The sequence below is a fragment of the Acidovorax sp. Root219 genome (assembly GCF_001428665.1).
GTDB lineage: Bacteria > Pseudomonadota > Gammaproteobacteria > Burkholderiales > Burkholderiaceae_C > Acidovorax.
The window spans coordinates 163,511-183,116 of sequence record NZ_LMIJ01000014.1; the positions used below are offsets into that span (position 1 = coordinate 163,511).

A 19,606-nucleotide genomic window follows, 5' to 3' on the forward strand; every position below is an offset into this window, starting at 1 on the left:
ACCTGTGCATGGCCGCAAAAGTGGGAGTTGTCAGCCGCTCAGGCCTTCAGCGGAAAGAGCGGGTCCGCTTCGCGGTAGTCGCGCGGGATGATGACCTTGATGTCCTTGTTCAGCACCTGGGTCATGAGCGGCTGGGCGCCCTGGTTCTGCCCGGCCACGAACTTCGTGGCGCCGTACGGCATGATGTGGTCAGCGAAGGTGCTCTTCTCCAGCGCGTCGATGATGGCGGCGCGGTCCACCGATTTGGCACGCTCCAGCGCATCGGCCAGCAGCCACATGGACGTGTAGGTCATGAACAGCTCGTAGCTGAAGAACAGGCCCTTGGCCTCCACGCGCTTCTTGAGGTCCTGCGCCCGCTTGTCCTTGGGGTTGAACCAGTGGTTGCAGTCGATGATGCCGTTGGCCGCGTCCGGAAACTCCTTGACGAACTTGTAGCTCGACGCGGCGCCGCCCAGCACCGAATAGATGGCCTTGGGCGTGACCTTTTGCTGCTGCATGGTGCGCACCAGCAGCGCGTACTCGTTGTAGTAATTGGCGGGGATCACGATGTCGGGGTTGATCGCCTTCATGCGCAGCACGATGTTGTTGAAGTCGCGCGTGGGGTTGGCGTGCTTGACGACCTCCTTGACCTCGTAGCCGTAGCCGGGTAGCTCGCGCGCCAGCAACTGGGCCGTGCCCGAGCCGAACAGCGACTCCTCGTGGATGATCATCACCGTCTTGGCCGGCTTGCCGGCCGCCGTGTTGAGCACGTGCAGGTTGGCCACGGCGGTTTCGGCGCATTTCTTGTAGCCGGGGCCGAAGCGGAAGGTGTTCTTCAGCCCGCGCTCCACGATCTGGTCGGCCACGCCCACGTCCACGATGTGCGGCAGGTTGTACTTGGCGGCCGCCTGCGTGGTCGCCAGGCAGATGGCCGAGGCAAACGCCCCCACCACGGCGGACACGCCGGCCTCGTTCATTTTCTCCACCTCGGCCGCGCCGGCCTGGGGCTGGGACTGCGCATCGCCCAGCAGAGCCTCAAGCTTGGCGCCGCCCAGGGACTTGATGCCGCCGGCCTTGTTGATGTCCTCGATGGCCATCATCGCGCCTTCGCGGCATTGCTGGCCCGAGTAGGCCAGCGCGCCCGTCACGGGGTGCAGCACCCCCACCTTGACTGCCTTGGCCTGTGCGCCGCCCACCAGGGGGAAGGCCAGGGCCGATGCGGCGGCGGCCGACTGGGATAGGAAATAGCGGCGGTTGCTCATGGGCGTTCTCCTTGGGGGATGGTCGAAGGGGGGTCGTTGAAATCAGTGGAACTGGGCCGACAGCTCTTTGCTGACCCAGACCTTGGCATCGATGCTGCCCACGCGGGACAGCTGCATTTCGTATTCATAGCGGTCTGGCCGGTACAGGCCGTGCAGCCACTGCACGGGCCGCTCCTGGTCGTCGTAGATCAGGCGCCGCACGGCCAGCAGAGCGGAGCCCACCGACACATCGAGGTGGCGGGCCACCACGGCATCGGCCAGCCTGGCGGAAATGGTCTGGTGGGCGCGACCGACCTTCACGCCGGATTCCTCCAGCAGCACCAGAATGGGCTTGCGCGCGAGTTCGCGGCGGCCGAACTGGCGGGCGATGTCGGCCGGCACATAGGTGGTGATGTGCGACAGCGGGCCTTCCCGCGTGCTGCGCACCCGCACCGCCTTCTGCACCGAATCACCGACGGTGATCTGCAAGGCCCCGGCCACCGCGCGGGATGCCGTGACCGTCTCCACGTCGAGCACCTTGACGGACGTGCGCAGGCCCATGCTGACCAGGTTTTCGAGCAGGCCGGTGAGCTGGGCGCGGTTGCTGTGGGGGTGGCTCTCCTGGCCGCCCTGCCCTGCGTCGGGCTGGGGCACGGGCCGGGTGCCCCTGCCGGGCTGGCGGGAGATCAGGCCCTCGCCCTGAAGCAGCTCCAGCGCGCGGCGCACCGTCACGCGCGCCACGGAGAACTGCTGCATCAGCGCCAGCTCGCCCGGCAGGCCCGCAGCAAAACAGCCTTCCTGCAATTGCTCGCGCAGCACCAGGTAGATCTGGTGGTACTTGGGCAGTGGCAGCTTCGGCGACATGGGCCCATCGTCAAACATCCTTAATGTCCTGTCAATGAGACATTTGAGGCTATTTGGTCCTGTTTTAAGGACATTTGTCCCCGAGAGCGACTGGCTGCAAGGCGCTCCCATTTTTGGAGCATGATCGCGCACCTGTTCGGGGCCTGGAGAGGCACCATGCACCGCCGTGGAGCACCTCGTCGCGGCGTTCGCCACAGCGATTGGGGGTAACGCATGCGTCGCTCCCAGGGTTTACCCCAGAAGGCAACAGCGCTCGGTCTTTTGTCTCGTTCGCCCACCGATCAATTGACTGGCGCAGGCGCAGTTGCTATATTACTAACCAGTCAGTCATTAACTAGAAAGTCTCTTGAGCACTGTCCCCACCACCCCTTCTGCCGGTACCAAGCGTGAGCGCCGCAAGGAAGCGCGCCCCGGCGAACTGCTGGAGGCTGCGCTCGACCTGTTCGTCGAGAAAGGCTTTGCCGCCACCCGGGTGGACGACGTGGCCGCGCGTGCCGGGGTGTCCAAGGGCACGCTGTTCCTCTACTTCCCCAGCAAGGAAGAGCTGTTCAAGGCCGTGGTGCGCCAGAACATCGTGGGCCGCTTCGAGGAATGGAGCCACGAGCTCGAAGCCTTCGAGGGCACGACCGGCGAGCTGCTGCGCCACTGCTACCAGGTCTGGTGGGAGCGCATCGGCGCCACCAAGGCCTCGGGCATCACCAAGCTGATGTTCAGCGAATCGCAGAATTTCCCCGAGATCACCCTCTTCTACCAGCAGGAAGTGATCCAGCCCGGCCAGGACCTGGTGCGCCGCATCCTGCGCCGCGGCATGGACCGTGGCGAATTCCGCTGCGTGAACCTCGACTACGCCGTGCACGTGGTGATGGCACCCATGATCTTCCTGATGCTGTGGAAGCACTCCATGGGAGCCTGCATGCCCGATGCGCTGGAGCTCGGGCCCGAGAAGTTCATCGATGCGCAGGTGGACAACGTGCTGTACGGCCTGTGCGCCCGCCCGGAAGCGGGGCCTTTCGCCCCGGCCCCCGCGTCCCCTCCTCCCTCTTCTTCTGCGGCCTGACCCATGAAACGCTGGATTCCCTGGCTGGCTGCGGCCGCCGTTGTCGTGCTGGTGGGCGGGGGCGCGTGGCGCGCCATGGCCGCACGCCAGGCACAGCAGAAAGCCCTGGCCCAAGCGGCCACCCAGCGCGCCGAGGCGCCCTTGCAACTGGCCACCAGCGAACTGGTGGGCGTACTGCGCAGGAGCCTGGTGCTGGGCGTGCCGGTGTCCGGCTCGCTGCGCGCCACCGAATCGGCCATGGTCAAGGCGCGGGTGGCGGGTGAACTGCAGGGCCTCACAGTGCGCGAAGGCGACAGCGTGCGCGCCGGCCAGGTGCTGGCCCGCATCGAGGCCACCGAATCCCAGGCCCGCCTGCGCCAGGCGCAGCAGCAGGCCGACGCGGCCAAGGCGCAGGTCGACATCAACCAGCGCACGGTCGCCAACAACCAGGCCCTGGTGAACCAGGGCTTCATCTCGGCCACGGCCCTCGTCACCTCGCAGGCCAGCCTCGAATCGGCCCAATCCACCTACCGTGCGGCTCTGGCCGCCGCCGATGTGGCAAAAAAATCGCTGGACGACACGGTGCTGCGCAGCCCCATCAGCGGCCAGGTGTCACAGCGCCTGGCCCAGCCCGGCGAGCGCATGCCCATCGACGGCCGCGTGCTGGAAGTGGTCGATCTGTCGCGCCTGGAGCTCGAAGCCCTGCTGAGCCCGGCCGACTCGCTGGCCGTGCGCGTGGGCCAGAAGGCCCAGTTGCAGATCGAAGGCAGCACCGAGCCCGTGGTGGCCACGGTGGCCCGCATCAACCCCAGCGCCCAGGCCGGCAGCCGCACGGTGCCGGTATACCTGGCCATCGCGCAGAACCGCGGCGCACCCGCGCTGCGCCAGGGCCTGTTCGTGCAGGGCCTGCTCGACACCGGCCGCGCCGACGTGCTGACCGTGCCACTCGATGCGGTGCGCACCGACAAGCCCGCGCCCTATATACAAGCGGTACAGGGTGGCAAGGTGGCCTACCTGCCGGTCAAGACCGGCGCGCGCGCCGTGGTCGACGGCCAGACCCTGGTCGCCATCGAGGGTGCGCCCGAAGGCACGGTGGTGGTCTCCGGCCGCATGGGCCAGCTGCGCGAAGGCACGGCCGTCACCACGGCTGCAGCGCCCTCGGCAGCGGCTTCCGCGGCGGCCCCTGCATCGCGCACCGCGCCCTGACCCGCCATGTGGTTCACCAAGGTCAGCCTCAAGAACCCGGTGTTCGCCACCATGGTGATGCTCGCCATCGTGGTGCTGGGCCTGTTTTCGTACCAGCGCCTGAAGGTCGACCAGTTCCCCAACATCGATTTTCCGGTGGTGGTGGTCACGGTGGACTACCCCGGCGCATCGCCCGAGATCGTCGAGAGCGAGGTCACCAAGAAGATCGAGGAAGGCGTCAACTCGATTGCCGGCATCAATGCCCTGACCTCGCGCAGCTATGAAGGCACGGCCGTCGTCATCATCGAGTTCCAACTGCACATCGATGGCCGCAAGGCCGCCGAGGATGTGCGCGAGAAGGTGGCCACGGTGCGCCCCCTGCTGCGCACCGAGGTCAAGGAGCCGCGCGTGCTGCGCTTTGACCCCGCCAGCCGCGCCGTGTGGTCGCTGGCCGTGCTGCCCGATGCACAAGACGGTGCCCCTGCGCGCAGCGCCGTCGAATTGACCACCTGGGCCGAGCAGATCCTGAAAAAGCGCCTGGAGAACGTGCGCGGCGTGGGCGCCGTGAACCTGGTGGGCGCCACCAAGCGCGAGATCAACATCTACCTGAACCCGCAGGCGCTCGAGGCCTTCGGCGTCACGCCCGACCAGGTGGCCAGTGCCGTGCGCAACGAGAACCAGGACCTGCCCGTGGGCGCCATCCGCTCGCTGGCGCAGGAGCGCGTGGTGCAGATCGACGCACGCATGCAGCGGCCCGAGGACTTCGGCCGCATCATCGTGGCGCGCAAGAACGGCGCCCCCGTGCGCCTGGACCAGGTGGCCCGCGTCAACGACGGCGCGCAAGAGGTCGATAGTCTGGCGCTGTACAACGGCCAGCGCACGCTGCTCTTGTCCGTGCAGAAGTCGCAGGGCGAGAACACCATCGAGGTGGTGGACGGCCTGAACGCGGCCGTGGTCGAGCTGCGCAACCAGCTGCCGCCCGGCGTGCGCCTCGAAACCATTGGCGACAGCGCGCGCCCCATCCGCGTTGCGGTGAACAACGTGCGCCAGACGCTGATCGAGGGTGCCATCCTCACGGTGCTGATCGTCTTTTTGTTCCTGAACTCCTGGCGCTCCACGGTGATCACGGGCCTCACTCTGCCCATTGCGCTGATCGGCACCTTTCTGTTCATGAACATGTTCGGCTTCACCATCAACATGATCACGCTGATGGCGCTGAGCCTGTGCGTGGGCCTGTTGATCGACGATGCCATCGTGGTGCGCGAGAACATCGTGCGCCACGTGCAGATGGGCAAGTCCGCCTACTACGCGGCCATGGACGGCACGCAGGAGATCGGCCTGGCGGTGCTGGCCACCACCTTGTCCATCGTGGCGGTGTTCATGCCCATCGGCTTCATGGGCGGCATCATCGGCAAGTTCTTCCACGAGTTCGGCATCACCATCGTGGCTGCGGTGATGATTTCGATGTTCGTCAGCTTCACGCTCGACCCCATGCTGTCGAGCATCTGGCACGACCCGAGCATCCACAGCCATGGCCAGAAGACGGGGCCCGTCACCTTCTACGACAAGACCATCGGCCGCGTCACGGGCTGGTTCGACCGCGCCACCGACGCCCTGGCCGAGGGCTACCAGCACATCCTGCGCTGGGCCCTGGTGCACAAGCTGACCACCATGGCGATTGCCCTGGCCATCTTCGTGCTGAGCATCTTCATGGTGCCGCTCTTGGGCACCGAGTTCGTGCCCAAGGCGGATTTTTCCGAGACGTCGATCAATTTCTACACCCCTGTGGGCTCGTCGCTCGAAGCCACCGAGGCCAAGGCGGCCCAGGTGGAGGCCATCCTGCACGAGCTACCCGAGGTGCGCTACACGCTGTCCACCATCAACACCGGCAACGCCCAGGGCAAGATCTACGCCAACATCTACGTGCGCCTGGTGGACCGCAAGGACCGCAGCCGCAGCGTGGACGCGATGTCCGACGTGCTGCGCGAGCGCCTGAAGACCGTGCCCGGCATCACCGTCACGCACGTGGGCCTGCTCGACGCCGTGGGCGGACAAAAGCAGGTGGAGTTCTCGCTGCAGGGCCCGGACCTGCAGGAGCTCGAACGCCTGACAGCCACCGTGACCGCGAAGATCCGCGGAATCCCCGGCCTGGTGGACCTCGACACCAGCGCCAAGCCCAACAAGCCGGTGATCGCCCTCGATATCAAGCGCGACGTGGCCTCGGACCTGGGCCTGTCGGTGGCGCAGATGGCGGCATCGCTGCGCACCCTGGTGGCCGGCACCACGGTGGGCAACTGGCGCGCGCCCGACGACCAGACCTACGACGTGAACGTGCGCCTGGCGCCCGAAGCCCGCATCGCCCCGCAGGACCTGGAGCGCCTGCCCTTCGCCATGAGCGCCGCCGACGGAACGACGCGCATCGTGCGCCTGAACCAGGTGGCCAGCGTGACCGAGTCGACCGGCGCCAACCAGATCAACCGCCGCGACCTGACGCGCGAGGTGGCCATCAATGCCAACGTGTCGCAGCGCTCGGCCGGCGAGGTATCAGCGGACATCAAGACCGCGCTGGAAAGCGTGAACTTTCCGCCCGGCTACCGCTACCAGTTCGGCGGGTCCACCAAGAACATGGCCGAATCCTTTGGCTACGCCATCTCGGCGCTGGTGCTGGCCATCGTCTTCATCTACATGATCCTGGCCAGCCAGTTCCGCAGCTTCTTGCAGCCGCTGGCGCTCATGACCTCGCTGCCGCTCACCTTGATCGGCGTGGTGCTGGCGCTGATGATGTTCCGCTCCACGCTGTCGATGTTCTCCATCATCGGCGTGGTGATGCTCATGGGCCTGGTGACCAAGAACGCCATTTTGCTGGTGGACTTTGCCATCCGCGCCCGCGAGGAGCACACCGACGACACCGGCGCCACCGTGCCCGGCCTGCCGCGGGCCGATGCCCTGCTGCTGGCCGCCCGCGTGCGCCTGCGCCCCATCCTCATGACCACGCTGGCCATGATCTTCGGTATGGTGCCGCTGGCCTTTGCTTTGTCGGAGGGTTCCGAGCAGCGCGCCCCCATGGGCCAGGCCGTGATCGGGGGGGTCATCACCTCCTCGCTGCTGACCCTGGTGGTGGTGCCGGTGGTGTATTGCTACATGGACGATCTGGCGCGCTGGGCCCTGGCGCGCATGGGTCGCGGCCAGAAGGCGCCCGAGGCCCGTAAAATCGAGGGTTTGTCCTGACACCCGCCCCACGGAGAACTTCCATGAACATGCCACTGAACACGTCTGCCAACATCAGCGACCCTGTCGCCCAGGCCCGCTACAACATGATCGAGCAGCAGATCCGCCCCTGGAACGTGCTCGACTTCGACATCCTGGAACTGCTGGCCGTGGTGCGCCGCGAGGAATTCGTGCCGCCGGCCTACCGCAGCCTGGCCTTCATGGACATCGAGGTGCCGCTCCTGGGCAGCGATGCCGAAGACGCCGTGCGCCTGGGCCACAGCATGCTGCAGCCCCGCGTGGAAGCCCGCATCCTGCAGGACCTGGCGATCAAGCCCACCGACCGCGTGCTCGAAATCGGCTCCGGCTCGGGCTACATGGCTGCGCTGCTGGCCGCCCGCGCGCAGCAGGTGGTGTCGATCGAGATCGTGCCCGAGCTGGCCGAAATGGCCCGCGAAAACCTGCTCAGCGCCGGTGTGCAGAACGCCGAAGTCCGCCTGGCCGATGGTGCCAACGGCACGACCGATGGCCCGTTTGATGTGATCGTGCTCAGCGGCTCCGTGGCCGAAGTGCCTGCGGCCCTGCTCTCGCACCTGCGCGACGGTGGCCGCCTGGGCGCCATCGTGGGCAACGATCCCGTGATGCGTTTCACCCTGACCCGCCGCACCGGCGACCGTTTCGAGACCACGTCGCCCTGGGACACCATCGCGCCGCGCCTGGTGGGCTTCCCTGAACCCTCCGGCTTCACTTTCTGACCTGCCTTCTCTGGATTTTTTTGCATGATCGAGCACATCCGCCCCGCCCAACTCGCCGCCTGGTTCGCCACCGCCCCCGCTGGCAGCCGGCCCGTGGTGCTGGATGTGCGCGAGGCCTGGGAACTGCAGACGGCCAGCGTGCGCGCTGAAGGCTTCGAGCTGGTGGCCATCCCCATGGGGCAGCTCACGGGCCGCCTGGCCGAACTCGATGCCGCCCGCGATGCGGGCACGCCCATCGCCTGCCTGTGCCACCACGGCGCACGCAGCCTGCGCGTGGCGGCGTTCCTGGAGCAACAGGGTTTCGAGCGGCTGGCCAACATCAGTGGTGGCATCGACGCCTGGTCGCATGAGAACGACCCGGCCGTGCCCCGCTATTGAAGGTTCCCGGTCTCTTTCGTCCCATCCCCGACATGCAGCTACTCCTGAAAGGCATCCATGACATCGTTCCGGCTACTTCCCCTGTCACTGGCGCTGGGCGCTGCCTTGTGCGCACCCGCACAGGCCCAGAGCCTGACGGAGCTGTTGGAGTCTGCGCGCACCTATGACACGGCCTGGCAGTCGGCCCGGCTGCAGCTCGATGCCTCGGCCCGCCGCGCCGACCAGGCCCGCGCCGGCCTGTTGCCCAGCGCCGGCCTGTCGGCGGGTGTCTCGCGCGCCAACACCGATGTGAGCCGCCCGCCCATCGAGCGCACCGCCACCACCCAGACCCTGGGCGTGAATGCCTCGCAACCCCTGTACCGCCCGGCCAACCGCATCAACCTGGAACAGGCCCAGCGCGGCGTGGACGTGGCCCAGGCCCAGCTCGACGCCGCCAGCCAGGACCTGCTGGTGCGCGTAAGCCAGGCCTATTTCGACGTGCTGGCCGCGCAGGACACGCTGACCTTCGTGCAGGCGCAAAAGGCCGCCGTATCCGAGCAACTGGCCTCGGCCAAGCGCAACTTCGAGGTCGGCACCTCTACCGTGACCGACTCGCGCGAAGCCCAGGCCCGCTACGACCTGGTGATCGCCCAGGAAATCGCGGCCGAGAACGACCTGCGCGTGAAGAAGCTGGCGCTGGACCAACTGGTGGGCATCACGGGCACCCAGCCCAAGCCCCTGGCACTGCCCTTGCAACTGCCCCCGGTGCAGCCCGACAACGTGATCACCTGGGTGTACACCGCCCGCGAACTGCAGCCCGGCGTGCGCCAGGCCGCGATTGCGCTGGACATCGCGCGCCTGGAGACCAAGAAGGCCGAAACCGGCCACCTGCCCACGGTGGACCTGCAGGCCGGCTACAACATCCAGCGCAACCCCACCGGCACCATCACCGCGCCGGGCATCAACAGCCGCACCAACAACGCCAGCCTGGGGGTGGCCTTCAACCTGCCGCTGTTTGCGGGCTTCTCGGTGCAAAACCGCGTCAAGGAAACCCTGGCCCTCGAAGAGAAGGCCAGTGCCGACCTGGAGACCACGCGCCGCAACGTGGCCCAGGCCACCCGTGCCGCCTTCTTCGGCGTGCAGTCGGGCCAGGGCCAGGTGCAGGCCCTGCAGGCCGCCGAGGCATCGAGCCAAAGCGCGCTGGATGCCAACAAGCTGGGCTACCAGGTGGGTGTGCGCATCAACATCGACGTGCTCAATGCACAGAGCCAGCTGTTCCAGACCAAGCGCGACCTGGCACAGGCCCGCTACAACGTGCTGCTGGGCATGCTCAAGCTGCGCCAGGCGGCCGGCACGCTCACCATCGAAGACGTGCAGGCCATCAACGCCCTGCTCACACCCTGACAAAGGGCTCAGAGGCTGGGAGTTTTTTGGCCGTGTCCGAATGGCGCGTCAAAACGCCCTGGATCTAGGCGCAAAGCACAGCCATAGCGCGGGCTATGGCGAGCATTTGCTTTCGACGAACCGGGGTGTTTTGGCGTGCAAGGCGGGCATGGACGAAAGATTCTCAGCCTCTCAGAGCTTGCGAAAGCGCGGGCCCTCTCCCATCCGGGAGAGGGCCTTTTTCGTGGCCTTGACGGACTGCTCGCGCCGCGCCGCGAGCCAGCCCACGCCGAACCAGGCCTTGGGGTCCTTGGTTGCCATGCTGCGGTAGAGCTCGCTGGCCACCTGCTCGTCGTTGAGCCGGCCCAGTGCAGACAGGGCCGGCTGCAGGCGGGCCAGAAAATCGTCCGCTCCACCCTCGAGTGCCGGCGCGACGAACTCGGCCAGGAAGCGCAGGCGCTTCAAGCGCTTGCGCACGCGGTGCTGCGCCTCGACCGACAGGGATTCGAAGCGGCGCGCATCCCGGTGGACCTTGGCGCGCAGCGCCTGCAGGCGCTTGTCCAGGTACCTGCGGGCCTTGGCCGCCCCCAGTTCGCCGTCGCCCTCGGCCGCAGGGGCCTGGGCCGTGAAGCCCATCAGGCCGATCAGCACCGCCTGGAAGGCAGGCGTGCTGACAATGGTGAGGGGCGATGCCTTGGCACCCGCAGGCCGGGCTGCCGATTTCGGCGCCCCCGCCTCGCGCAGTTCGGCGCCAATGGTGTCCAGCGCCTGCTCCCGGTCGCGCAGCTGGCCCAGGCGGCGGAACACGTCGACCAGCGGTGGCTCCCAGGCGGGATCGAAGCGGCCCGGGGCCAGGGCATCGAGCTCGCGCAACGCCGTGCGCAGGCGGCGGATGCCGATGCGCAACTGGTGCACATGCTCTTCGCCGGCCGAGCCTTCCACGATCTCGCTGGCATTGGCCAGGATTTGCGCCAGGCAGTTGGCCAGGGCGACGCGCTGCAGGTTCGGCCCTTTGAGAAACTGCTTTTTACGGCTGCCGGCGGCCATGGGCCGGGCCTTGGCCGCGGGCCTGGCCCATTGCGCGGCCATGAGCCGCTCGCCGCGCTCGGCCTTGGACACCGTGTTCAGCACCAGGCCATGTTGGGCCGCCCACTGCGTGGCCACTTCGACCAGGCCCGCCACCGGCCCCTCCTTGAGCTCCAGTTCCAGCTCGCACACCGGTGCCTGCTTTTCCTGCGCCGTGCCGCCATGGGCCACGATGCGGCCGAGGTCGAACGCCAGTTCGACCACACCGCCCCGAAAGGCCAGGTCGCGCGTGACGCGGTCGATCTCGGTGCGGTAGGTCTCCACCAGGGGGGCCTGCGCGTTGTCCAGGGCATCGCGCAGACGCTCACCCGCCTTGGTGCCGGCATGCAGCGCCGGGCGCGCCAGCGGCGTGGCGCCATCAACGCTGACGTTGTGCTCCTCCCGGTCCAGCGGGCCATCGCCCGTGGCCTTGACGGTCTGCACCCACTGCCCGCCCTCGTTGCGCAGGCGCAGCGCAATACCGCGCGATGACAGTGCCTTGTCGGCGGTATCGAAATAGCGCGCCTCCAGCCGGATGCCGCTGGACGTCCCCCTGCGGGCCGCTGCCTTCACGGCGGCCAGGCGCCTGGCCGGGATGGTGAATTTGAATTCGACTTCCATGCTTTCTTTTCTCGGTGATCGGGCCAGGTCGTGTGCCTGTCATCAAACCGCCATCTTCGCACCCTAAGCTGCTGGCGCCAGGGCGCTTGGCGTGGCCTTGTTCCATTGCAGCCAGAGCATCGGGGCCCTTGCTGCGGCATTGTCCCCTGACCGACAAAAACAATCCCCCTCCCCCACCGAAAGATTCTCATGGCCAAGGACTTCGCCACGATGGAAGACAGCAACCGCTCGGGCAACCCCAGCATCCACGAGGTGTCGGCGCTGCGCCGGCGCACCGTGCTGGGCGGTGGCCTGGCCTCGGCCGTCGGCGGCCTGCTGGCGCCGCTGGCCGCCGTGTCGCTGCCCGGCTGTGCCACGGGTGCCGGCATCGCCAGCGGCCCGCTGCTGGGCTTCAAGAGCGTGCCCATCGGCACGGCCGACCGCATCGTCGTGCCCGAGGGCTATGTGGCCCAGATCATTGCGCCCTGGGGCGATCCCGTGGGCCTGTCGGGCGAAAACCCGGCCTTCAAGGAAGACGGCTCCAACACCGCCGCCGAGCAGGAAGCGCAGCTCGGCATGCACCACGACGGCATCCATTTCTATTCGCAGGAAGGCAGCCGCCAGGGCCTCTTGGTGATGAACCACGAGTACACCGACGACGGCCTGCTGCACGCCGACGGCATGAAGACCTGGACGGCCGAGAAGGTGCGCAAGGCCCAGGCCGCGCACGGCGTCTCGGTCATCGAGGTGGAGCAGAAGGCCGATGGCCAGTGGGATATCGTGCGCCCCTCGCCCTGGGCCCGCCGCATCACCGCGCGCACGCCCATGGCATTTGGCGGCCCGGCCGCCGGCCACGCCCTGCTGCGCACCGCAGCCGATCCCGCCGGCCGACAACCCTTGGGCACGCTGAACAACTGCGCCAGCGGCATCACGCCCTGGGGCACCTACCTGACCTGCGAAGAGAACTTCATCAACTACTTCAAGGGCCCGGACGCGCCCAATGCCCACGACACCCGCTGGGGCCTGCGCAAGGGCGAGCCCGCCGGCTACCGCTGGGCCGAGCACGATGCACGTTTCGACGCCACCAAGAACCCCAACGAACCCAACCGCTTCGGCTGGATCGTGGAGATCGACCCGTTCAACGCCAGCTCCACCCCGGTCAAGCGCACGGCGCTGGGCCGCGCCGCGCACGAAGGCGCCACGGTTGCCGTGACCCGGGACGGCCGTGCCGTGGTCTATTCGGGCGAAGACTCGCGCTTCGAGTACATCTACAAGTTCGTAAGCCGGGACGCGATCCGCAAGGGCGGCGCGCGTGAAAACGCCGACCTGCTCGACCACGGCACGCTGTACGTCGCCCGGTTCAACGCCGATGGCAGTGGTCAGTGGATCGCCCTCACCCATGGCCAGGGCCCGCTCACCGCCGCCAATGGTTTTGCCGATGCCGGCGAGGTGATGGTCAAGACGCGCCAGGCCAGCGACCTGCTGGGCGCCACAAAAATGGACCGCCCCGAGTGGATTGCCGTGGGCAAGGACGGCGCCGTCTACTGCACGCTGACCAACAACAGCAGCCGTGGCACGGCAGGCCAGCCTGGCGTCGATGCAGCCAACCCGCGTGCCAACAACAGCATGGGCAACATCATCCGCTGGAAGGAAGCCGGCGACTTCGATGGCGCCCGCTTCCAGTGGGACCATTTCATCCTGGCCGGCGATCCGGCGAACGAACGCGCAGATGCCAAGGGCAGTGTCAAGGGCGATATGCTCGCCTGCCCCGATGGCTTGTGGGTCGACGGCCGCGGCGTGCTCTGGGTGCAGACGGACATGTCCACCTCGGCCATGGGCAAGGGAGACCTTTCGCGCATGGGCAACAATGCCATGCTGGCGGCCGATCCGCGCACGGGCGAGATCCGCCGCTTCCTGGTCGGCCCCTCGGGTTGCGAGATCACCGGCGCGACGATGACGCCCGATGGCAAGACCATGTTCATCAACATCCAGCACCCTGGCGAGAGCCCGAGCGAGCGCAGCGACCCCAGCGAGCCGCGCAAGTTCTCGAATTGGCCTGACCAGCGCCCCGCTGGGCGCCCGCGTTCGGCCACGGTGGTGATCCGCAAGGCGGATGGAGGCGTGGTGGGGACGTAAGGCAATCAAGGCCTTTACTTTGCGCAGCCCCAGGCAAGGTCAGCCAGATTCCTGGGCGCTCAAGCCGGCATAGCGTTTGAGAAAGCGCCGCTCATCCGGCGCGTAGCCCTGCGCCGCATAGAAGGCATGCGCTGCAGGCCGGTGGTCGCCGCTGGTCACTTCGGCGCGCACGCAGCCCTGTCCGGTGAAGGAGCGGTCGGCTGCGGCGACCAGTGCCTCCCCTACCCCGCGGCCCCGGTGCCCGGCATCGACCACCAGCGAGGTGATGCGGCCGATGCGGCCTTCGGCGTGGAAAAGCTCCATCACGTGCAGGCTGATGACGCCGGCCACACAGCCATCGACCTCGGCCAGCAGCACGCTGTCACAGCCATTCGCGACGAGGATCGCGAGCTTGCGGACGATCAGCGCCTCATTGGCCTCGTAGCCCAATTGCCCCATCAAGCCAGCGATGGCCGGCGCGTCGGCCGCCACCGCCGTGCGGATGTGCGGCGGAGACGGCTGCGGCTCAGGCATCGACGTCTTCTTCGTGCCGTCCCACCGTGCGCTGGCGCACCAGTTGCAGCAACTCCCGCACCGTGGCGCGGGCGGCGCCCCGGTGCTGGCGCGCAAAGCGGGCCGCGCGCTCGCTGGCAGCGGCCTGTTGCGCGGGGTCGCGCGCCAGTTGCATGGCCTGCGCCACCCCGGCCTGGAGGTCGGGCACGCGCTGCGCCGCCCCGGCGGCGCAGGCCAGTTCGGCGGCCTCCGCAAAATTGAAGGTGTGCGGGCCAAGCACCACGGGGCAGCCGCAGGCGGCGGCCTCGATCAGGTTCTGTCCGCCCAGGGGGGCGAAGCTGCCGCCCAGCAACGCCACGTCGGCCATGCCGTAGTACAGGGACATCTCGCCCAGCGAGTCGCCCAGCCACACGTCCGCCGGTTCGGGTTGCAGGCTCCAGGTGCTGCGCCGCGACACCGTGAGGCCGGCGCCCTGGAGCAACTGCTGCACTTCATCGAAGCGCTGCGGATGCCGGGGCACGACCAGCCATTGCACGGGTTGCGCCGCATCTGCGCGCGAGGTGATCCAGGCGCGCACCGCGTCCAGCCACAGCGCCTCTTCGCCTTCGCGGCTGCTGGCCAGCATGGCCACCGGGCGCAGGGCCTGCACGCGCCAGGCGCGGCCCAGCTCCAACTGCGCCGCATCGGGCACCACGTCGAACTTGAGGTTGCCGAACACCCCATGCACCTGCGCGCCGATGGCGTGCAGGCGCTCGGCGTCGTCCTCGGTCTGGGCGTACACGGCGGTCAGCGCCGCATAGGCCGGGCGCGCCAGCGGGGACACGCGCCGGGCCTTGCGCAGCGAGTGTTCGTTGAAGCGGGCATTGGCCAGCACCAGCGGCACACCGCGCTGCCGGCAGGCGGCCACGAGGTTGGGCCAGACCTCGGTCTCCATCAGGATGCCGATGGCCGGGCGGAACTGGCGCAAAAAGCGCAGCACGGCCCCCTGAGTGTCCCAAGGCTGCCACACCTGCACGTCGCCCGCCTGCAGCAGCTTTTCCCCCTCGGCACGGCCGGTGGCCGTGCCGTGGGTGAGCAGCAGGCGCATGCCGGGCAGTTGGGCACGCAACTCGGTCAGCAAAATGGCCGCTGCGCGCGTCTCGCCCAGCGACACGGCATGGATCCAGACGAACTGGCCCAGCGGGTCGGTGCTGCTGTGCAGCACCAGGCTGTCGATGGGCTGCGGGTAGCGGCCAAAGCGCTCGCCCACGGCCACGGCATAGCCGGGCTCGGCAGCGGCGCGGCGGCGCAGCTTGCGGCGCAGCAACGGCTGGGCCGCCCAGGTGACCATGGAATACAGGGCGCGTGCGGTGGTCATGCGGGGTCTCATTGCGCGACGACGTCGACCACGCGGCCTTGCCATGCCAGGCCCTGGCGGGAGGCGATGACCAGGCAGGCCCCTGCCCCCGGTGCGGCCACGACGGCCTCGCCCCCCGGCGCCCAGAAGGCGCTGCGGCCAGCGCAGGTGTAGCCCCCGGTGGGCGCGCCATGGTTGGCCATGAGCACGGCCAGGCCCAGGTCGGCCGCGTAGCCCTGCAACTGGCTGGAATCCCTGGCGTACCCGCCCTCGGAGATCACCGAGCCGCAGGCATACAGGGCCGCCCCGCCATGGCGTGCCGCCAGGGCATGTTCAGGGTGCGTGGTGTCGGCACACACGGCCAGCGCCGTGGGCTGGCCCGCGAGCGTGCGCAGGTGGACATCTTCGCTGCCCGCACTGGCAAACTGCTCTTCGCCAGGGTGCAGGTAGCGCTTGCGGTACAGGGCAGCGCTGCCATCGGCCCCGAACACCCAGGCGCCGATGGCCGGCTTGTCCCCCGCCACCACCGGGGCCACGGGCGCGCCCACCACCAGCGCCATGCCGGCGGCGCGGGCGGCGTCGCGCAGGGGTGCGAGCAAGGCATCGTCCGCATACAGCACCAAGCCGGCCACCAGCGCAGGCTCATAGCCGGTGAGCGACAGCTCGGGAAACACCAGCAGCTGCACGCCATGGCGGGCTGCTTCGTGCACCATGGACAGGTGCCCCTGCACATTGGCCCGTACTTCACCGGGAGCGGAAATCGACTGCGCTGCGGCGATGCACAGCAAGGAAGGCATGGGGGTGGTCAAGGAGAACGCGTTCGCAAAAATGGGATCGGGCCTGGAAATCAGTGGGCAGCCGCGCCCAGCTTCGCGTCGGGCTTGACCCGGTGGAGCAGCGCCAGCATGGCCGCCTCGATGCGCGCCAGCGCCTCCTCGGTATGGCCCTCGAAGCGCAGCACCAGCACCGGCGTGGTGTTGCTGGCGCGGATCAGGCCAAAGCCGTCCGGCCAGTCCACGCGCAGGCCGTCGATGGTGTTGACCTTGGCAGGTTCACTGAAGCTGCCGGCCGCCAGGGCCTGCAGCTCGGCCGTCAGGCGGTGCGGCTCGCCCTCGGCGCAGGCCACGTTGAGCTCAGGGGTCGAGAAGCTCGTGGGCAGTGCATTGAGCACGGCGCTCGGGTCGGCATGGCGGCTCAGTATCTCGAGCAGGCGGCAGCCGGCGTAGGTGCCGTCGTCAAAGCCGTACCAGCGCTCCTTGAAGAAGATGTGGCCGCTCATCTCGCCGCCCAGGGGCGAGTCGAGCTCCTTCATGCGCGCCTTGATCAGGGAGTGGCCGGTCTTGAACATCACCGGCACGCCGCCCGCGGCGGCAATCGCCGGCGCCAGGCGCTGGGTGCATTTCACGTCGAACAGGATGTTGCCACCGGGCACGCGCGAGAGCACGTCCTGGGCAAACAGCATCATCTGCCGGTCGGGGAAGATGTTGACGCCGTCGCGTGTGACGATGCCCAGGCGGTCGCCGTCGCCGTCGAAGGCCAGGCCCAGCTCGGCATCGCTGCCCTGCAGCGCGGCGATCAGGTCGCGAAGGTTCTCGGGCTTGCTCGGGTCGGGGTGGTGGTTGGGGAAATTGCCGTCCACCTCGGAAAACAGCTCGATCACCTCGCAGCCCAGGGCGCGGAAGATGCCCGGGGCGGTGGCGCCAGCAATGCCGTTGCCGCAGTCGACCACGATCTTCAGGGGGCGGGCCAGCTTCACATCGCCGATGATGCGCTCGCGGTAGGCGGGCAGCACGTCCACATGGCGCACGCTGCCACCGGGCGCAAGCTGCCAACTCTCTTCTTCCATGGTGCGGCGCAGGGACTGGATCTCCTCGCCATAGATGGCGCGGCCGTTGAGCACCATCTTGAAGCCGTTGTAGTCGCGCGGGTTGTGGCTGCCGGTTACCTGGATGCCGCTGGCGCACAGTGTGCTGGCCGCGAAATACAAGAGGGGCGTGGTGACCATGCCCACGTCGATCACTTCAATGCCCGCCTCCACCAGCCCCTGGATCAGCGCAGCCGACATGGCCGGGCCGGACAGGCGGCCGTCGCGGCCCACGGCCACAGCCGTCTGGCCTTCGGCGCGGGCTGCCGTGCCAAAGGCGCGGCCCAGGCCCAGAGCGACTTCTTCGTTCAGGGTCGACGGCACGATGCCGCGGATGTCATAGGCTTTGAAAATGGCAGGCGTGGGTTGCACGTGGGGGGCCTTTGCTGTGAGCGTTGGAACGGTGCGCTGGATTGTAGGGGGCACCCCATGCTGCGCCGGGGATGCCCCTCAACGGTAGACCAGAGCGCTTGGAGGCACATGTCCGAAAACGGCCAGACTGCTTGTAGGCGGGGCCTATCATTCCAGCCATGCCCACCCCTCTCAACCCCCTCGGCCCGTCGCCCACCGCTGCCGCTCCAGCGGTGGAGGACGAGGGCCGCTACCTGGCTCTGCAGACCCGCGATGCCCGCTTCGACGGGCGCTTTTTCACAGGCGTGACGTCCACCGGCATCTACTGCCGCCCGGTCTGCTCGGTGCGCACGCCCCGGCGCGAGAACTGCCGCTTCTTTGCCATGGCAGCCCAGGCCGAAAGCGCGGGTTTTCGACCCTGCCTGCGCTGCCGGCCCGAGATGGCGCCGCAGTCCCTGGCCTGGTCGGTGCAGGACGCCTCGGGCATTCTGGTGCAGCAGGCCGTGCGCCTGCTCGACGCTCCCGAGGGCTGGGCACGGGACAACACCCAGGGGGCCACCGTCGCCCGGCTGGCCGAGCGCCTGGGCGTGAGCGACCGACACCTGCGCCGCATCTTCGAGGCGGCCCTGAGCGTCTCCCCGTTACAGTACCTGCAGACGCGGCGCCTGCTCACGGCCAAGCAGTTGCTGACCGATACCCCCCTGCCCATCACCCAGGTGGCGCTGTCCAGCGGCTTTGGCAGCGTGCGCCGCTTCAACACCGCGTTTGCAGAGCACTACGGGCTCAACCCCACCCAGTTGCGCAAGAGCGGCAGCGTGGAAGGTGCGGGCAGCACCGGCACGCTGCGCCTGGCCTACCGCCCGCCGCTCGATGTGGCGGCGTTGCTGGCTTTCTTCGAGCGCCGTCGCTTTCTGGGGGTTGAATGGGTGCAGCAGGAGGGCGAAGGCGCCCCGGCCCTGCGCCGCACGGTGCGCCTGTCCCCCGCCGTGACCGGCGGGCTGGAAGCCACCGGCTGGCTCAGCGCCCGCTTCGACACCACCCGCCACCAGGTGCTGCTGCAGACCAGCGACAGCCTGTACCCGGTGCTGCCGGTGGTGATCGCCCGGGTGCGTGCCATGCTGGACCTGGATGCCGAGCCCAGCGCCATCAACGCGGTGCTGCACGGGCGCTTCCCCGACGGCGACGGCCTGCGTGTGCCCGGGGCCTTCGATGGCTTCGAGCTGGCCGTGCGCGCCGTGCTCGGCCAGCAGATCACCGTGGCCGCCGCCCGCACGCTGGGCCAGCGGCTGGTGGAGCGGCTGGGCGAGCCGATTGCCACGCCCTGGCCCGAGCTGGGCCGGCTGTTTCCTCCACCCTCCGTGCTGGCGCGGGCCGAGGGCGACGTGCTCGGCCAGATGGGCATCGTGCGCCAGCGCCAAGCGGCCATCGTGGCGTTGGCGCAGGCGGTGGACAGCGGGGCCCTGGCCGTGCATGCCGGTGCCGATGTGGCCGCCACGACAGCGGCGCTGTGCGCCCTGCCCGGCATCGGCGACTGGACCGCGCAGTACATCGCCATGCGCGTGCTGCGCTGGCCCGATGCCTTTCCGGCGGGCGACGTGGCACTGCACAAGGCCCTGGGCGTGCAGGGCCAGAAGAATCCGGCCCGCGCCGCCACCGAGGCGTCCAACGCCTGGCGCCCGTGGCGCAGCTATGCCGTGCTGCGCGCCTGGGCGGAGCTACCCCTGCCCGGCGCTGCCGCGCAAAAACCCCTCTGAA

At 68.4% G+C, this 19,606-nt stretch carries 15 protein-coding genes; 8 read left to right on the forward strand and 7 right to left on the reverse strand.

Annotated features, from left to right (window positions below; all coding sequences use genetic code 11):
- Nucleotides 1–38 precede the first annotated feature (38 nt).
- Nucleotides 39–1,241: an ABC transporter substrate-binding protein gene (locus ASE28_RS16680; RefSeq protein ID WP_057267590.1), complete on the reverse strand. Its 1,203-nt coding sequence runs from the start codon at nucleotides 1,239–1,241 to the stop codon at nucleotides 39–41.
- A 42-nt stretch (nucleotides 1,242–1,283) separates the two neighbouring features.
- Nucleotides 1,284–2,084, reverse strand: coding sequence for a GntR family transcriptional regulator (locus ASE28_RS16685; protein ID WP_057203254.1), 801 nt, complete (start codon nucleotides 2,082–2,084; stop codon nucleotides 1,284–1,286).
- Between the two features lie 346 nt (nucleotides 2,085–2,430).
- On the opposite strand from ASE28_RS16685, the gene ASE28_RS16690 reads away from it, so the two are divergent.
- From ASE28_RS16690 to ASE28_RS16715, 6 genes are read left to right on the forward strand one after another with little or no spacing between them, the layout of a single operon-like run.
- Nucleotides 2,431–3,141: a TetR/AcrR family transcriptional regulator gene (locus ASE28_RS16690; protein WP_057267591.1), complete on the forward strand. Its 711-nt coding sequence runs from the start codon at nucleotides 2,431–2,433 to the stop codon at nucleotides 3,139–3,141.
- A 3-nt stretch (nucleotides 3,142–3,144) separates the two neighbouring features.
- Complete coding sequence (locus ASE28_RS16695; RefSeq protein WP_057267592.1) at nucleotides 3,145–4,326, forward strand: efflux RND transporter periplasmic adaptor subunit; 1,182 nt, start codon at nucleotides 3,145–3,147, stop codon at nucleotides 4,324–4,326.
- A 6-nt stretch (nucleotides 4,327–4,332) separates the two neighbouring features.
- Nucleotides 4,333–7,533 carry an efflux RND transporter permease subunit gene (locus ASE28_RS16700; RefSeq protein ID WP_057267593.1) on the forward strand — a complete coding sequence of 1,067 codons (3,201 nt, stop codon included), beginning with the start codon at nucleotides 4,333–4,335 and terminating at the stop codon, nucleotides 7,531–7,533.
- A 23-nt stretch (nucleotides 7,534–7,556) separates the two neighbouring features.
- Nucleotides 7,557–8,267: a protein-L-isoaspartate O-methyltransferase gene (locus ASE28_RS16705; protein ID WP_057203034.1), complete on the forward strand. Its 711-nt coding sequence runs from the start codon at nucleotides 7,557–7,559 to the stop codon at nucleotides 8,265–8,267.
- Between the two features lie 24 nt (nucleotides 8,268–8,291).
- Nucleotides 8,292–8,645, forward strand: coding sequence for a rhodanese-like domain-containing protein (locus ASE28_RS16710; protein WP_057203035.1), 354 nt, complete (start codon nucleotides 8,292–8,294; stop codon nucleotides 8,643–8,645).
- Between the two features lie 57 nt (nucleotides 8,646–8,702).
- Nucleotides 8,703–10,028 (forward strand): TolC family outer membrane protein, encoded by a 1,326-nt coding sequence (locus ASE28_RS16715; protein WP_057267594.1) that lies wholly within the window; start codon nucleotides 8,703–8,705, stop codon nucleotides 10,026–10,028.
- A 171-nt stretch (nucleotides 10,029–10,199) separates the two neighbouring features.
- Here the strand turns inward: ASE28_RS16715 and ASE28_RS16720 are convergent, their stop codons facing one another.
- Entirely contained in the window at nucleotides 10,200–11,693 is a 1,494-nt protein-coding gene (locus ASE28_RS16720; RefSeq protein ID WP_057267595.1) for a CYTH and CHAD domain-containing protein, read from the reverse strand.
- Nucleotides 11,694–11,882: 189 nt separating this feature from the next.
- On the opposite strand from ASE28_RS16720, the gene ASE28_RS16725 reads away from it, so the two are divergent.
- A complete protein-coding gene (locus ASE28_RS16725; protein ID WP_057267596.1) occupies nucleotides 11,883–13,808 on the forward strand; it encodes a PhoX family phosphatase in 1,926 nt (641 codons plus the stop codon).
- Between the two features lie 39 nt (nucleotides 13,809–13,847).
- Here ASE28_RS16725 and ASE28_RS16730 read toward each other — a convergent pair whose 3' ends face one another.
- Genes ASE28_RS16730 through ASE28_RS16745 form a run of 4 tightly spaced genes read right to left on the reverse strand, consistent with a single transcriptional unit; the run spans nucleotide 13,848 to nucleotide 17,872 of the window.
- Nucleotides 13,848–14,321 (reverse strand): GNAT family N-acetyltransferase, encoded by a 474-nt coding sequence (locus ASE28_RS16730; RefSeq protein ID WP_057267597.1) that lies wholly within the window; start codon nucleotides 14,319–14,321, stop codon nucleotides 13,848–13,850.
- The gene (locus ASE28_RS16735; protein WP_057267598.1) at nucleotides 14,314–15,657 is read right to left on the reverse strand and encodes a 3-deoxy-D-manno-octulosonic acid transferase; all 1,344 of its coding nucleotides are present in this window, start codon (nucleotides 15,655–15,657) and stop codon (nucleotides 14,314–14,316) included. The genes ASE28_RS16730 and ASE28_RS16735 overlap by 8 nt, the downstream gene beginning before the upstream one ends.
- Before the next feature lie 8 nt (nucleotides 15,658–15,665).
- Nucleotides 15,666–16,433 (reverse strand): carbon-nitrogen hydrolase family protein, encoded by a 768-nt coding sequence (locus tag ASE28_RS16740; protein WP_200963959.1) that lies wholly within the window; start codon nucleotides 16,431–16,433, stop codon nucleotides 15,666–15,668.
- A gap of 50 nt (nucleotides 16,434–16,483) precedes the next feature.
- Nucleotides 16,484–17,872, reverse strand: coding sequence for a phosphomannomutase/phosphoglucomutase (locus ASE28_RS16745; RefSeq protein ID WP_057267599.1), 1,389 nt, complete (start codon nucleotides 17,870–17,872; stop codon nucleotides 16,484–16,486).
- A 158-nt stretch (nucleotides 17,873–18,030) separates the two neighbouring features.
- Here ASE28_RS16745 and ASE28_RS16750 point away from each other — a divergent pair, with 158 nt between their 5' ends.
- Nucleotides 18,031–19,605: a DNA-3-methyladenine glycosylase 2 family protein gene (locus tag ASE28_RS16750; RefSeq protein ID WP_057267600.1), complete on the forward strand. Its 1,575-nt coding sequence runs from the start codon at nucleotides 18,031–18,033 to the stop codon at nucleotides 19,603–19,605.
- Nucleotide 19,606 lies beyond the last annotated feature (1 nt).

What these genes read in the sequence shown, in the direction of transcription:
- ASE28_RS16735 (WP_057267598.1), bottom strand. Translation starts at nt 15,657, where the DNA reads ATGACCACCGCACGCGCCCTGTATTCCATGGTCACCTGGGCGGCCCAG.
- ASE28_RS16695 (WP_057267592.1), top strand. Translation starts at nt 3,145, where the DNA reads ATGAAACGCTGGATTCCCTGGCTGGCTGCGGCCGCCGTTGTCGTGCTG.
- ASE28_RS16715 (WP_057267594.1), top strand. Translation starts at nt 8,703, where the DNA reads ATGACATCGTTCCGGCTACTTCCCCTGTCACTGGCGCTGGGCGCTGCC.
- ASE28_RS16740 (WP_200963959.1), bottom strand. Translation starts at nt 16,433, where the DNA reads ATGCCTTCCTTGCTGTGCATCGCCGCAGCGCAGTCGATTTCCGCTCCC.
- ASE28_RS16730 (WP_057267597.1), bottom strand. Translation starts at nt 14,321, where the DNA reads ATGCCTGAGCCGCAGCCGTCTCCGCCGCACATCCGCACGGCGGTGGCG.
- ASE28_RS16705 (WP_057203034.1), top strand. Translation starts at nt 7,557, where the DNA reads ATGAACATGCCACTGAACACGTCTGCCAACATCAGCGACCCTGTCGCC.
- ASE28_RS16685 (WP_057203254.1), bottom strand. Translation starts at nt 2,084, where the DNA reads ATGTCGCCGAAGCTGCCACTGCCCAAGTACCACCAGATCTACCTGGTG.
- ASE28_RS16720 (WP_057267595.1), bottom strand. Translation starts at nt 11,693, where the DNA reads ATGGAAGTCGAATTCAAATTCACCATCCCGGCCAGGCGCCTGGCCGCC.
- ASE28_RS16710 (WP_057203035.1), top strand. Translation starts at nt 8,292, where the DNA reads ATGATCGAGCACATCCGCCCCGCCCAACTCGCCGCCTGGTTCGCCACC.
- ASE28_RS16750 (WP_057267600.1), top strand. Translation starts at nt 18,031, where the DNA reads ATGCCCACCCCTCTCAACCCCCTCGGCCCGTCGCCCACCGCTGCCGCT.
- ASE28_RS16680 (WP_057267590.1), bottom strand. Translation starts at nt 1,241, where the DNA reads ATGAGCAACCGCCGCTATTTCCTATCCCAGTCGGCCGCCGCCGCATCG.
- ASE28_RS16725 (WP_057267596.1), top strand. Translation starts at nt 11,883, where the DNA reads ATGGCCAAGGACTTCGCCACGATGGAAGACAGCAACCGCTCGGGCAAC.
- ASE28_RS16700 (WP_057267593.1), top strand. Translation starts at nt 4,333, where the DNA reads ATGTGGTTCACCAAGGTCAGCCTCAAGAACCCGGTGTTCGCCACCATG.